The following is a 13,060-nucleotide window of genomic DNA, read 5'->3' on the forward strand; positions in this document are numbered from 1 at the left end:
CGTCCTCGCAGCATGCGGTGGACTACGGTTGGCGTGGACGCCCGTTCCTGGGGCGGCCGCTGCGTAACCACGTATGAGGAGTGATCGCTGTGGGACATCGGCATGCTCAGCCAGGGCGGCACCATGTCGTCATCATCGGATCCGGCTTCGGCGGCATGTTCGCCGCCCAGAAGCTGAAGAACGCTGATGTGGACATCACGTTGATCGCCCGCACCACCCATCACCTGTTCCAGCCCTTGCTCTACCAGGTCGCCACCGGCATCCTCTCGGTCGGCGAGATCGCCGTGCCGAACCGAGTGATCCTGCGCAAGCAGAAGAATGCCCAGGTGCTGCTCGGCGAGGTCATCGACATCGATGTGCGCAACCAGACGGTGACCTCCGAGTACTCCGACCAGCAGCGCGTCACCTCGTACGACAGCCTGATCGTCGCGGCGGGCGCCGAGCAATCGTATTTCGGCAACGATCACTTCGCCGAGTTCGCCCCCGGCATGAAGACCATCGACCATGCGCTCGAGCTGCGTGGCAAGATCATCGCGGCTTTCGAGGAGGCAGAGCTGTCGGCCGACCCCGCCGAGGTGGAGCGGCTGCTCACCTTTGTCGTTGTTGGTGCGGGACCCACCGGAGTCGAGATGGCCGGGCAGATCGCCGAGCTCGCTCGTGACACCCTCGCCGGCGCCTACCGCAACATCGACACCTCGATGGCCCGGGTCATCCTGCTCGACGCCGCGGGCCAGGTCCTGCCGCCCATGGGCAAGAAGCTCGGCGCGAACGCGCAGCGCCAGCTCGAGAAGATCGGCGTCGAGGTGATGCTCAATACGTTCGTCACCGATATCGACGACCGTGGCCTCGTGGTCAAGCAGGGTGACGGCGAGCCGATGCGCATCCCGGCGAACTGCAAGATCTGGGCGGCCGGGGTCTCCGCGAGCCCGCTCGGGAAAGTCCTCGCCGAACAGACCGGGACCGAGCTCGACCGCGCGGGGCGAGTCCAGGTCAACCCTGATCTGACCATTCGCGATCACTCCAACATCTTCGTCGTCGGCGACATGATGGCGCTTGAGGGCATCCCCGGCATCGCGCCGGCCGCGATCCAGAGCGGGCAGTACGTGGGCAAGCTGCTCCGCGCGGAGGCCGAGGCGGCGAGCAACGGCGAGCAGCCAGCGGAGCGCAAGCCGTTCAAGTACCTCGACAAGGGCAGCATCGCCGTCGTCTCCAAGTACAACGCCGTCGGCAAGGTCATGTTCGGCAAGCTCGCTGTCTCCGGCGTCATCGGCTGGTTCATGTGGCTCGCGGTGCACCTGTTCTACCTCGTGGGCTTCAAGAACCGCTATGCCACCCTCTTCTACTGGCTCGTCACCTTCATGTCGAGCTCCCGCGAGCAGCTCAACGTCACCGAGCAGTGGATGCACGGCCGCAACGCGATCGAGCAGTACGAGGAGGATCGCAAGCAGCTCGACGGCAAGAACGGCTGAGCATCCGGCCGCGGTCGCCCACCGCCTGCCGCCCTTCGGCAAACGCGATAGAAGCTGCCCAGAATCCAAGGTGGCTTCTATCGCGTTTAGCGGTTTCCGGTGCTTTTGGCTAGATCCGCCCGACGAGACGCGAACGCGTGGAAACCGGTTGTCGGCGCGGTCGCAGGATGTGGAAAGCTGTGCCCATGAGCGATCGTTCCCACAGCGCCACCGCCCCCGCTGGCTTCCACGGCATCACCGGAAACATCGGGATCAAGGATGACGCGCCGGACTTCTTCACGGTGATCTCGGAGGTCCCCGCGACCGTCTCGGCCGTGTTCACCAAGTCACGGTTCGCTGGTCCCAGCGTCGTCATCAGCCGCGAGACGGCGCGACGCGGTACCGGGCGCGGCATCGTGGTGACGGCGCGCAACGCGAATGTCGCCACCGGCGATCAGGGCCTCGTCAACGCGCGCGAGATCCGGGCCGCGGTCGCCGGGCTCGCCACCGCCGAGCCCGAGGACATCCTCATTGCCTCCACCGGGGTCATTGGCCGCCAGTTGCCGATGGATCGCGTGCGGGAGTTCCTCGATGGCCTGCAGCCGCCGTTCCCGCCCGCGGACTTCGCTGCCTGCGCCCAGGCCATGATGACCACCGACACGCACCCGAAGCATGTGGCGGCGCGGTGCGGCGAGGCAACGATCGTGGGCATCGCCAAGGGCGTGGGCATGATCGAGCCGAACATGGCGACGATGCTGGCGTACTTCTTCACCGATGCGCGCATCGCGCAGGCCGATCTTGATGCGCTGTTCCGGCGCGTGGTGGATCGCACGTTCAACGCGCTGAGCATCGACACGGATACCTCCACCAGTGACACCGCGGCGATCCTCGCCAACGGGCTCGCGGGCGATGTCGATCTGGCGGAGTTCGAGGCGGCGCTGCACGACCTAGCGCTGCAGCTGGTGAGGATGATCGCGGCGGACGGCGAGGGCGCGACGAAGACGATCGTCGTGCGGGTGACGGAGGCGCGCGATGAGCGGCAGGCCAAGCGGGTCGCCAAGGCCATCGTCAACTCGCCGCTGGTGAAGACCGCCGTGCATGGCGCGGACCCGAACTGGGGCCGGGTGGCGATGGCGATCGGCAAGTGCGACGACGAGACCGATATCGATCCGGAGCGGGTACGCATCGACTTCGGGGACGTGACCACCTACCCCATCCCCGAGGAGGATGTGCTCGACGCCGCGGCCGAGCATATGAGTGGCGATGAAGTGACGATCACGGCGTCGCTGGGCACTGGTGACGCGGCGTTCACGGTGTATGGCTGCGACCTCACGGACGGCTATATCCGCATCAACGCTGACTACACCACCTGAGGCCGGGCGAGGCGGTCAGCGGGCGCGGGCGAGCCGTACCATCTCGGTGATGGTGTGGTGCTCGGCCTTCTCCGGCAGGTCATCGACGGGCCACCATTGCAGGGCGGTGGACTCATGGCTCCGCGTGATCCGTGCGCCGCGGGGTGCCCGGATCAGGAACCGCATATCGAGGTGGCGCGTGGGCTGCCCGAGCGAGCAGGTGATCGGATGGGTGTGCAGCGAGAGCACTGCCGGGTCGAGCTCGAGATCGTGGATGCCGGATTCCTCCCGGGCCTCGCGCAGCGCCGCGTCCTGGATCGTGCGGTCGTCCTCCTCGCAGTGCCCGCCGAGCTGGATCCACCGACCCACGCGCGGGTGCAGGGTGAGCAATACCTCGGTTCCGTCGTGGGAGAGCAGCAGGCTTGAAGCGGTGATATGACCCGCAGCGCAGGCGCGCAGGCAGCCGTTGGGCGCGGCGGCGAGGAACGCGAGCATCGCGTGGCGCATGGAGTCCTGCTCGGCGGTGGGCGCGGCAAACTCCTCGAGGGCCTCGCGGGCGGAGTCATGCAGGGTGCTCATCACCACTCCTCGAGCAGGCCATGGGTATCGCGGGGAGCGCGGGTGGACAGTGGCTCGGTGGGATAGCCGATCCCGATAGCGCCCATCGGGGCCCAGGATCCCTCGAGGCCGAGCTGATCGCGGACGACGTCCGCCGCGAAGATGGTCGAGCCGATCCAGCATGATCCGATGCCTCGCGCGGCGAGGGCGGTGAGCAGGGCCTGCACCGCGGCTCCCACCGCAACGGTGAACATGGTGCGCTCGGCGTCCTGCCGCGCCTCGTCGGGGTAGTCGTGGGCACCCTCGGGGACGAGGAACGGAATGACCATCTCGGGCGCGTCGTAGAGCAGTTGCCCGCGCGCGAGGCGGGCGGTGATGCGTTCCTCACTGAGCCCATCGCGCTCGAGGTCCGCGCGCCAGGCGTCCCGCATCGCGTCGAGCAGCACGATGCGGCGTTGGTGGTTGCGGATCCACCCGAACCGCACGGGCCGGGTGTGGTGGGGCGCGGGCGCGGTGAGGGCCTCGGCGACCGCGGCGCGCACCTGGTCCTCGGGAACGGGATCGCGGGTGAACTCGCGGACCGTGCGGCGGCGCAGCACGGCCTCGCGCCAGCCCTGGCCGAGCGCCTCCTGGGTGCCGAGGCGGAAGAGGTCCTCGTGGGCGGGGCGCACCAGGTCCCGCGCGGTGGATCCGTCGTCGACGGTGCTGAACCCGCGGATCACCGCGATGGGTGTGCCGTGGAGCTTGCCCTTGACGAGATCAGCGGCGGCCGCGAGCTCGTCGGCGACGGCGATGTTGGTGACCTGCAGGTCGTTGCCATGCCGATCGGTGGTGCCGGTGTAGTCGTGCAGCACGGACAGGCCCGCGGCGCCGATCGCCGCATCGGTCTGGCCATTGCGCCAGGCGCGCCCCATGGTGTCGGTGAGGAGGATGGCGACGTCGGCCCCGAGCTTGTCCCGGATGCCGTCGCGCAGGCGTGCGGCACTCGCATCGGGATCGACGGGCAGCAGCGCTATCGCGGAGACATCGACATTGGAGCCATCGACCCCCGAGGCGGCCTGCACGATGCCCAGATGGTTCTCGGTGATGAGGGTGCGGCCGTGCCGGGCGAGGGTACGGGTGGACTCGCTGAGGACGAGCTCGCGGCGCAAGGCGTCCCGCTCGCCCGGATCGGCGGGCGCGGGCACGATGCGCCCCTCGGCCTTCGAGATGATCTTGCTGGTGATGGCGAGGATGTCACCGTCGCGCAGCCACGGCAGGTGCTGCGCCACAAGGTCGACGAGATCGTCCCCGGGCATGATCTCGGGAATGCCAGGCACGGCGCGGATGCGGACCTCGTTCTCCGCGCCGTGGTCGCCCACGGTCACCGGGCCACCCCGGCAAGCTCGAGGGCCTGCTCGATCATCGAGGCAGTCGCTGCGGGATCGTGCATCACGATGTCGGTCTCGCGCACCGCGATGCCGGGGATGGAGACGGGGTCGCCGATGTGGGTGAGCCAGCCGTCGAGGATCCCGGTGGCTGTGCGGGCCCCGTAGTACTCGGCAACGCCCTGCGAGGACACCTCGGCGCCGATGATGCGCAGGCAGCGATCGGCCATGCCGCGCAGCGGGGCCCCGCCGATGATGGGGGAGACGCCCACGATCGGTGCCTCGGTGGTGCGCAGGGCCCCGCGGATGCCGGGGATGGCGAGGATCGGCGCGATGCTCACGACGGGGTTGGAGGGCGCGATGAGGACGATGTCGGCCTCTGCGATCGCGTCGAGCACCCCGGGCGCGGGACGTGCCTCGTCGGTGCCGACATGCACGAAGGAGTGCGTCTCGATGTCGGACCGGTGCTTGACCCACCATTCCTGGAAGTGGATGGCCTTCTTGTCGCCGCTCTCGGGATCGGTCACCACGGCGAAGGTCTCGGCCCGGTCGTCGCTAGCGGGCAGCAAGCGCACACCGGGGTTCCAGCGGGCGCAGAGGGCGGTGGTGATGTCGGAGAGCCGGTAGCCCGCCCGCATCATCTGGCTGCGGATGAGGTGGGTGGCGGTGTCGCGATCGCCGAGGCCGAACCAGTCGGGCTGGGCGCCGTAGGCGGCGAGTTCCTCGCGCAGGCTCCAGGTCTCGTTGGCCCTGCCCCAGCCCTTGTTGCTGTCGATGCCGCCGCCAAGGGTGTACATGCAGCTGTCGAGGTCCGGGCACAGGCGCAGGTCGTGCATCCAGGTGTCGTCGCCCACGTTGACGATCGCCGTGGGGGCCAGCGAGCCGGATTCTGGTACGGTTGTACTAGTCCTTGCGGTGCTGCTCCCGTCCGGTTCCCGTGCCGCCGGCTCGTCCGTGCTGGGCGGTGCGCTCGATGGATCGCTCGGCTCGCGAGGCGTCCCAGGGCTCCCGGCCCCCGCGAGGGGGGCCTTGCTGGTGAACTCCTTGGCGCCGAGCAGGAATCGGGCGCCTCCGACGCCTCCGGTGAGAACAGTGACCTTCACAGCGTCACAGCCTACGTGGTGCCGCGCGGGGGTAGGAACTCGTGCGGCGGGAGGGGCTTGCTCGGACTAGCTCGAAATATGCTCGTTTCGGAAACGACGCTGTGTCGCTTGACGCGCCGATGTGGAAGGGTGGTAGGGGATTTCCCAGTTTTGCTTGCAATAGGCAGCAAGAAAGTGTCTAATCACACATGTGTCATTCACTTCCTGACACTCGCCCACTCGGGACGGGCCACGAGCGAGGCGAATACCGATGCATGCTGTTGCCCCCGCGGGGTGGTAGTGGCTGCGGCCCGGCAAGCTTCATTGCCAGCAGTGCGCGATAAGAGGTTGGGGATACATACTATGCCGCACTTTCCAGGAGTCCAGGGCGTCGATCGCCCGGCCACATTCCGCGTGGTTTCCGACGACATGGCTGCAATGCGATCGACCGACGTGTCGATGCCGCGCGAGGACCGGAACGACGGGGCGAGCGGGCCGAAGCTCAGCCTGGTGGATGCTGGTTTCGACCATCTGTTCACCGCTGTCCAGGAGGAATGGCAGGATCGGGCGCTGTGCGCGCAGACCGATCCAGAGGCGTTCTTCCCGGAGAAGGGTGGCTCCACGCGCGAGGCCAAGCGGATCTGCCTGGGGTGCGAGGTTCGTGATGAGTGCCTGGAGTACGCCTTGGCCAATGACGAGCGCTTCGGGATCTGGGGCGGCTTGTCGGAGCGCGAGCGTCGGCGGCTGAAGCGCGGAATCGTCTCCTGAAGCCTCGGTGGCCCGTCGGCCGCCGAGCAAGACTGCGGGGATGCATGCAGAGGGTGCGTGCATCCCCGCAGTCTCATTCTTAGAAGTTCCTGAGAGATTCTCTAAACGAATTATGGGCGTACGCGGCAATGACACAATATGCCGCGTACGCCCATTCTGCTAGGCGGGGATCATAGGGGCCATTCCGGCCCGCGTTGTCGCTTTCTGGGGAATCTCTTAGAGAACTCTTTGAATTGGTGCACGGACGACGATGCGCGCCCCTAGTCGAGGTCGCCACTGCCGTTCGGGGCCACCATGTCCGGCGGCAGCCCGAGATACGTCGCGACTTGCTGCACCAGGACCTCATGGATGAGCTGCACCAGTTCCTCGGGCGTCTCGCCCCGCAGCTCGAGCGCGCGACGGAACAGCACGATCCGGGCGCGCGTGGGCTGCCCGGACGAATCGATTCCCGCTGGGATCAGCCGCGACAAGGGGACAGGCCCATCAGCGAGGATCTCGGGCGGCCACGTCACGGTATCGGGGTTCCGCGCGCGCACCCGCGGCACATCATCGACCGCGATATCGAGCTTCGCGAGTCTCTTGCGCCAGCGCGCCTCGATCGGCTCGAAAGCATCGAGCACGATCGCGTCGAAGCGCTCCGCCCGCGTCTTGCGAGCCGGGAGCCCCGGGGGAACGAGGGCCCCCCGCAGGCCGCGCCCACGCTTCTCGACCCCCCGCGTGGTGCGGCGCCGCCCGCGGGACTGCCCGGGCGCAGCCACCTGGGTCCCGGCGCGCGCGATCTGTCCGCCCCCCGCGGCCCCGCGCTCATGATCTGGCATGGATGCACTGTACCGGGGGTCGTCCGTTCGCCGGTGGGATCCGGTCGCCGGGCGTGAAAAATGCTGCCGAGTGCGGCGAGTCGCGACGGTGAACGAGAGGCTAGCGGCTAGTGTCCGCTGTGTGAGTATGCGCCGTCGTTGTTGCAAGCCGGGTTGCAGGAACCCTGCCGTCGCGACGCTGACATATGTCTATGCGGACTCCCAGGTCGTTCTCGCGGACCTGTCGCCCCTGGACAGTCCGCACTCCTGGGACCTGTGCGAGCAGCATGCGATCCGGCTGGCTCCACCGATGGGCTGGGACCTGGTGCGCGAATGGGTGCCGGAATCCGAGCGCGAGCCGGAGCCCGCCGCCCCCGCGGAAGCGACGGCCGGGGTGGTCGCTACGACGCCCGATGACTTCGATCCACCGCGCTTCGGTGCATACCTGGATGACGCCTCCCTGGATGGGGCTCCGCTGCGCGACGCCCCCCTGGATGGCGCCCACGTCAACGACGCCCAGCTGGGCTCGCCGCAGATCGATGACGGCGCATGGATGTCACTGCCCGACGGAGAGCATGGGGGAGCGCAGCACGCTATTGCTCCAGCCCGGCGCCCGCACCTCCGTGTTGTCACCCACGCGGACACCGAATAGCCATTGCGCCAGTGCTCCGCAGCGCGCTCTCCGTCGCGCCGCGGGATCGGCGCTTCCCCCGCATCCGGCGCGAAACCTGACTAGGCTCTGTCCGGAAAGCGCAGTGACGCAAGCAGGACGGGAGTGCCGGAGATGAGTCGACCAGCCGATGCCGTGAACGCGGTGATCAAGGCATACGACGTGCGGGGCGTGGTCGGGGAGCAGATCGATGCCGCGTTCGTGAGGGATGTGGGCGCGGCGTTCGCGCGACTGATGCGCACCGAGGGCGCGGCACGCATCGTTGTCGGTCATGACATGCGAGCGTCCTCGCCCGAGCTCGTCGAAGCATTCTCGGAGGGCGTCACCGCCCACGGGCTCGATATCGTCAACATCGGCCTCGCGTCCACCGATCAGCTCTACTACGCCTCGGGCACCCTCGAGTGCCCCGGTGCCATGTTCACCGCTAGCCACAACCCGGCCAAGTACAACGGCATGAAGCTCTGCCGCTCGGGCGCGAAGCCAGTGGGCCAGGATACCGGGCTCGGCACCATCGCGGACGAGGTGATCCACGGCGTCCCCGTCTACGACGGCGCGCCGGGTGACAGCTCCACCCAGGATTTGCTCGAGGACTACGCGGCGTACCTGCGCAAGCTCGTGGCGCTCGAGAGCATGCGGCACCTCACCGTCGCCGTCGATGCGGGCAACGGCATGGGTGGCCATACCGTCCCCGCCGTGCTGGGACCCTTGCCGCTCACCGTCGAGCCGTTGTTCTTCGAGCTCGACGGCACCTTTCCCAACCACGAGGCCAATCCGCTGGACCCCGCCAACCTCGTCGACCTGCAGCGCCATGTGCGCGAGACTGGCGCGGACATCGGCCTGGCCTTCGACGGGGACGCCGATCGATGCTTCGTCATCGACGAGAAGGGCGATCCCGTGTCGCCCTCCGCGGTCACGGCGCTGGTCGCGGAGAGGGAGCTAGCGAAGTCACCGGGCGCGGCGATCATCTACAACCTCATCACCTCCCGGGCAGTGCCGGAGATCGTCGAGGAACAGGGCGGCTCCCCGGTGCGCACCCGCGTCGGGCACTCATTCATCAAAGAGACCATGGCGCAGACCGGTGCCGTGTTTGGCGGCGAGCATTCCGCGCACTACTACTTCCGGGACTTCTGGGGCGCCGACTCGGGGATGCTCGCGGCGCTGCACGTCCTCGCTGCGCTCGCCGAGCAGGACAAGCCCCTCTCGGAACTGATGGCGCGGTACAGCCGCTACGCGGCGTCCGGCGAGATCAACTCCACCGTCGATGACGCTGCCGCGCGGATGGAGGACGTCGCCGAGGCGTTCGCCGAGCGCGCCAGGGGCATTGACAAGCTGGACGGGATGACGGTCGACCTTGGCGATGGTGCCTGGTTCAACCTGCGCGCCTCCAACACCGAGCCTCTGCTCCGGCTCAACGTCGAGGCGCCCGATGCAGGCACCGTCACGGGGATCACCGATGAGGTGCTCGCGATAATCCGGCGGTGACACGCCCCGGGCGCTGCAGGATAATAGGAGTGCACCTGGAAGGAGGTGGCCGTGGTGAACACGCTCGCGCCTGGCATAGACCTCGACGACGGGGCCGCGCTCGCTTCCGCGGACCGATCAGGGCTGCTCCGCCACGCAGCGCTCTCGGGCGCGCAGGCCAGGGCCGTCGATACTGCCGTCAACGAGGGCGCGCTTGCCCGCCTGCCCGGGACCCGGCCCCGCTCGCTGGTCGTCGTGGCACGCCGCGCCGTCCCGATCGCGGCGAGCCGCCTGGTGCTCGATGCCGTAGCGGCCGAGCTCTCGTTCCCCGCCGTGGTCGTGGATCACGCGCCCACCTGGATCGGACCGCTCGACGTCATCATCGTCATGGGCGATGACCCGGGCGATCCCGCCATGGTCGCCGCCGTTGACCGGGCGGTCCGGCGCGGCTGCGGCGTAGTCGTCGCAACGCCGAGCGAGGGGCCGATGCGCGCTGCTGGGGCACCGCACGCGATCCCGATGCCGCCGCGCGTTGCGGTCCCCGAGATCTTTGCCACCTGTGGCTACGCGGCCGTGGTGCTCGCCGTGCTGCGTCACATCGGGCCAGGGGAGGCGGTCACGGCGATCGAGCTGGGTGCCATCGCGGATGTGCTTGATGACGAGGCGCTGCGGGGGCACCCCGAGCGCGAGATCCTCGCCAACCCCGCGAAATCCCTTGCGAGCAAGCTGCTGGGTAATCGCGTGGTCTTCGCGGGGGACGCCACGGGGGACCAGGGCCTCGCGGCGCACGCGGCGTCCACGATGCTGCGGGCTGGCGGGATGGTGGCAGCCTCGGCGAGCCTGCTGGAGGTCGTGGAGGTATTCGACCATCTGGCTGGCCCGGCCCCCGCGAGCGATGTGGACCCGATCTTCCACGATCCCGAGATCGACGGGCCGCTGGGTACCGAGCCGGTGAAGGTCGTGGTGGTCTCGCGCACATCGCCGGGGACGGGAACGAGGAGCCGCGCCGCGCTGCTCGGCAGTGCAGCGGACTACCTCTTCGCCAACCCGCAGGACTCCGCCGATGACCAGCCACCCGGCGTCGAGGCACCCGTCCGCAGCCTCGGCCAGGTGCTCACGAATACGCTCCAGCTATGCGTGCGGCTGGATATGGCGGCAGCATACGCACGCCTAGCGAGGTCGCACTGATGCAGCTGCTCGACTGCCCGGTCCGCAACTACGCCTGGGGCTCGCGCACCGCGCTCGCCGAGCTCCGTGGGCAGCCCGGCCCCTCGCCGCACCCCGAGGCAGAGCTGTGGATGGGCGCCCATCCCGCGGATCCCTCGCGGCTCGCGGGCTCGGGATCGACCCTGCTCGGGCAGATCGCGGAGGATCCTGTCGCGGCGCTCGGCCAGCGCGTCTGCGAGCGCTTCGACAAGCGCCTGCCCTTCCTGATGAAGATCCTCGCAGCGGAGGAGCCCCTCTCCATCCAGGCTCATCCCTCCCTCCAGCAGGCGCGGGAGGGATTCGAGCGCGAGAACCATCGGGGCATCTCGCTCGCTGCCCGCTCCCGCAACTACAAGGACGACAACCACAAGCCGGAGCTGATCGTGGCGCTCACGCCATTCTCGGCGATGGCTGGCTTCCGGGACCCAGCCTCGACCGTCGAGCTTCTCGAGCAGCTCGGCTCGGAGCGGTTCGTGCCCTACCGGGACCTCCTGGCGGCGCAGCCCGACGGCTCCGGGCTTCGCGCGTTGTTCACCACGTGGATCACCCTGCCGTCGAGCGACGTCAGCGAGCTCGTGGATGATCTCGCGGAGTCATGCGTGGCCCTGCTTGCCCGCTCCCAGCGAGGGCGCTTCGCCGCGGTTGCCCGCAACCTGCTGCAGCTCGTCGAGCGCTATCCGGGGGACGCGGGAGTGCTCGCGGCGATCCTGCTGAACCACATCACTCTGCGGCCTGGGGAAGGGATCTTCCTGGATGCGGGCAACCTGCACGCTTACCTGCATGGCGTGGGGGTGGAGCTGATGGCGAACTCGGACAACGTCCTGCGCGGGGGCCTCACGCCGAAGCATGTGGATGTTCCCGAGCTGCTGCGGGTCGTCGATTTCGAGCCGCTGGAGCTGGCGCCGGTGCCCCTGCGCAACGCCGAGCCGGGTGGCACCGTCGAGCAGGTCTACCAGGCGCCCATTGATGAGTTCGCGTTGTCGCGCATCGAGCTCGACGCCACGGGGCTGCTTCACAGCGTCTCGCATGGGCTCTCCCGCGGGGGGCCGCAGATCATCGCGTGCACGCGTGGCGAGGTCATCGCTCGTGGTGGCGAGCAGGAGGTACGTGTGCCCGCGGGCGGGGCCCTGTGGATCCCTGACTCCGACCCCGAGGTCATCCTGCATGCGGTGACGGCTCGCGACGAGGTATTCCGGGCCGTGGTGCCCCATTAGCGACTGGGTTGTCCGGGCCTTGGCGACTCAAGGGGCGCGGGCGCCGGTGCCCAGGGGGGCTGGCAGGGGGGAGCGGGCGCCGATTTCGACATGTGTGCGGTTTTGCACCCTTTGGGGGTCGCGAAGGGGTGCATCCGGTAACACTTCCGGCGTGGCGGCGCGCCACTCGCGGCCCGCGGCTGGCAATCGCCGCGCATCGCCCTGCGGCTAGCGCGCAGCGCGCGGGGGAGCGGCCTCCGGGAGCATTCGCGCAGTTCAAGGCTCAACTATGTGCGAGCTGCTGCAAGCGCTTTGGCCAGTTCTGCTTGCTGCAGTTAAAATCTGAATCGATACAGTTATACAAAACATGGACCCGTGTCTAGTGCGCAAACGGCCTAGGGCTTATAGTCAAACAGGCAAGCCGCTATGACATCGGGGTCTAGCGCATGGACAAAGTTAGGCATGATGTAATGACTGCATCGACGCACGATGCGTCCGCCGGGTCCAACGGTGACGCGCAGGAGAACACAGACAACCTCGAGCGCTGGCGGGATCGCAAGCGCCACCTGTGGATCTACTCGCTAGTCCCGGCGGCCGCTGTCTTCATCGCGGTCGGGCTGGTGGAGCTCACTGGCTGGGGATGGCTCTACTGGGGCGGGCCGATCATCGTTTTCGGCTTGATCCCGCTGCTCGACATCATCTTTGCCGCCGACGGCCAGAACCCGCCGGACGAGTTCATGGATGAGCTCGACCAGGATAAGTACTACCGCTGGGTGACCTACGCGTACATCCCGCTGCAGTATGCCGGCTTTGCCCTGGCGATCTACCTCTGGGCCACTGGCAACCTCTCCGTCTTCGAGAGCATCGGCCTGGCCACCACGGTCGCCGTCACCTCCGGCATCGGCATCAACGTCGCGCACGAGATGGGCCACAAGAAGGAGGAGCACGAGCGCTGGCTCTCGCGCATCGTCCTCGCGCAGTCCTTCTACGGGCACTTCTACATCGAGCACAACCGTGGCCACCACGTCCGCGTCGCCACCCCCGAGGATCCCGCTTCCTCGCGCTTCGGCGAGTCGTTCTACAGCTTCTGGCCGCGCTCGGTGAAGGGCGCGCTGACCTCCGCCTGGGAGATCGAGAAGAACCGCCTCGAGCGCCTCG

Annotated in this window: 12 protein-coding genes; 8 read left to right on the forward strand and 4 right to left on the reverse strand. The window is 68.2% G+C overall.

The window, feature by feature from the left end; all coding sequences use genetic code 11:
• Positions 1-89 precede the first annotated feature (89 nt).
• The gene (locus tag HT102_RS08880; RefSeq protein WP_192039054.1) at positions 90-1,469 is read left to right on the forward strand and encodes an NAD(P)/FAD-dependent oxidoreductase; all 1,380 of its coding nucleotides are present in this window, start codon (positions 90-92) and stop codon (positions 1,467-1,469) included.
• 185 nt (positions 1,470-1,654) lie between these two features.
• Positions 1,655-2,821: a bifunctional glutamate N-acetyltransferase/amino-acid acetyltransferase ArgJ gene (gene argJ / locus HT102_RS08885; RefSeq protein ID WP_192039055.1), complete on the forward strand. Its 1,167-nt coding sequence runs from the start codon at positions 1,655-1,657 to the stop codon at positions 2,819-2,821.
• A gap of 15 nt (positions 2,822-2,836) precedes the next feature.
• Here the strand turns inward: argJ and HT102_RS08890 are convergent, their stop codons facing one another.
• Genes HT102_RS08890 through cofD form a run of 3 tightly spaced genes read right to left on the reverse strand, consistent with a single transcriptional unit; the run spans position 2,837 to position 5,828 of the window.
• On the reverse strand, positions 2,837-3,385 hold the full coding sequence (locus HT102_RS08890; RefSeq protein ID WP_333473355.1) for an NUDIX hydrolase: 549 nt from the start codon (positions 3,383-3,385) through the stop codon (positions 2,837-2,839).
• A complete protein-coding gene (locus tag HT102_RS08895; RefSeq protein WP_333473356.1) occupies positions 3,379-4,725 on the reverse strand; it encodes a coenzyme F420-0:L-glutamate ligase in 1,347 nt (448 codons plus the stop codon). Before HT102_RS08895 ends, HT102_RS08890 begins: the two co-directional genes overlap by 7 nt.
• Positions 4,722-5,828 (reverse strand): 2-phospho-L-lactate transferase, encoded by a 1,107-nt coding sequence (gene cofD, locus HT102_RS15930; protein WP_333473357.1) that lies wholly within the window; start codon positions 5,826-5,828, stop codon positions 4,722-4,724. The genes HT102_RS08895 and cofD overlap by 4 nt, the downstream gene beginning before the upstream one ends.
• 417 nt (positions 5,829-6,245) lie before the next feature.
• Between cofD and HT102_RS08900 the strand changes: the two genes are divergently transcribed.
• Entirely contained in the window at positions 6,246-6,575 is a 330-nt protein-coding gene (locus HT102_RS08900; protein ID WP_373876780.1) for a WhiB family transcriptional regulator, read from the forward strand.
• 260 nt (positions 6,576-6,835) lie between these two features.
• On the opposite strand, the gene HT102_RS08905 is transcribed toward HT102_RS08900, so the two are convergent.
• A complete protein-coding gene (locus HT102_RS08905) occupies positions 6,836-7,393 on the reverse strand; it encodes a metallopeptidase family protein (RefSeq protein ID WP_192039058.1) in 558 nt (185 codons plus the stop codon).
• Positions 7,394-7,520: 127 nt separating this feature from the next.
• Between HT102_RS08905 and HT102_RS08910 the strand changes: the two genes are divergently transcribed.
• The 5 genes from HT102_RS08910 to HT102_RS08930 all read left to right on the forward strand — a co-directional run.
• Positions 7,521-8,024 (forward strand): DUF3499 family protein, encoded by a 504-nt coding sequence (locus tag HT102_RS08910; RefSeq protein WP_192039138.1) that lies wholly within the window; start codon positions 7,521-7,523, stop codon positions 8,022-8,024.
• Positions 8,025-8,156: 132 nt separating this feature from the next.
• Complete coding sequence (locus HT102_RS08915) at positions 8,157-9,524, forward strand: phosphomannomutase/phosphoglucomutase (protein ID WP_192039059.1); 1,368 nt, start codon at positions 8,157-8,159, stop codon at positions 9,522-9,524.
• 51 nt (positions 9,525-9,575) lie between these two features.
• Positions 9,576-10,691 (forward strand): tobH protein, encoded by a 1,116-nt coding sequence (locus tag HT102_RS08920; protein ID WP_192039060.1) that lies wholly within the window; start codon positions 9,576-9,578, stop codon positions 10,689-10,691.
• Positions 10,691-11,923, forward strand: a complete 1,233-nt coding sequence (manA, locus tag HT102_RS08925) for a mannose-6-phosphate isomerase, class I (protein WP_192039139.1) — start codon at positions 10,691-10,693, stop codon at positions 11,921-11,923. Before HT102_RS08920 ends, manA begins: the two co-directional genes overlap by 1 nt.
• Positions 11,924-12,372: 449 nt before the next feature.
• On the forward strand, positions 12,373-13,060 hold a 688-nt coding region (locus HT102_RS08930), incomplete at its 3' end, for a fatty acid desaturase (RefSeq protein WP_192039061.1).

Source organism: Lolliginicoccus lacisalsi (assembly GCF_014841105.1).
GTDB classification, from domain to species: domain Bacteria; phylum Actinomycetota; class Actinomycetes; order Mycobacteriales; family Mycobacteriaceae; genus Lolliginicoccus; species Lolliginicoccus lacisalsi.

Bases quoted from the DNA above. Each gene is read 5' to 3' on its own strand.
- argJ (WP_192039055.1), top strand. From the start codon at position 1,655: ATGAGCGATCGTTCCCACAGCGCCACCGCCCCCGCTGGCTTCCACGGC.
- HT102_RS08900 (WP_373876780.1), top strand. From the start codon at position 6,246: ATGCGATCGACCGACGTGTCGATGCCGCGCGAGGACCGGAACGACGGG.
- HT102_RS08905 (WP_192039058.1), bottom strand. From the start codon at position 7,393: ATGCCAGATCATGAGCGCGGGGCCGCGGGGGGCGGACAGATCGCGCGC.
- HT102_RS08910 (WP_192039138.1), top strand. From the start codon at position 7,521: ATGCGCCGTCGTTGTTGCAAGCCGGGTTGCAGGAACCCTGCCGTCGCG.
- HT102_RS08915 (WP_192039059.1), top strand. From the start codon at position 8,157: ATGAGTCGACCAGCCGATGCCGTGAACGCGGTGATCAAGGCATACGAC.
- manA (WP_192039139.1), top strand. From the start codon at position 10,691: ATGCAGCTGCTCGACTGCCCGGTCCGCAACTACGCCTGGGGCTCGCGC.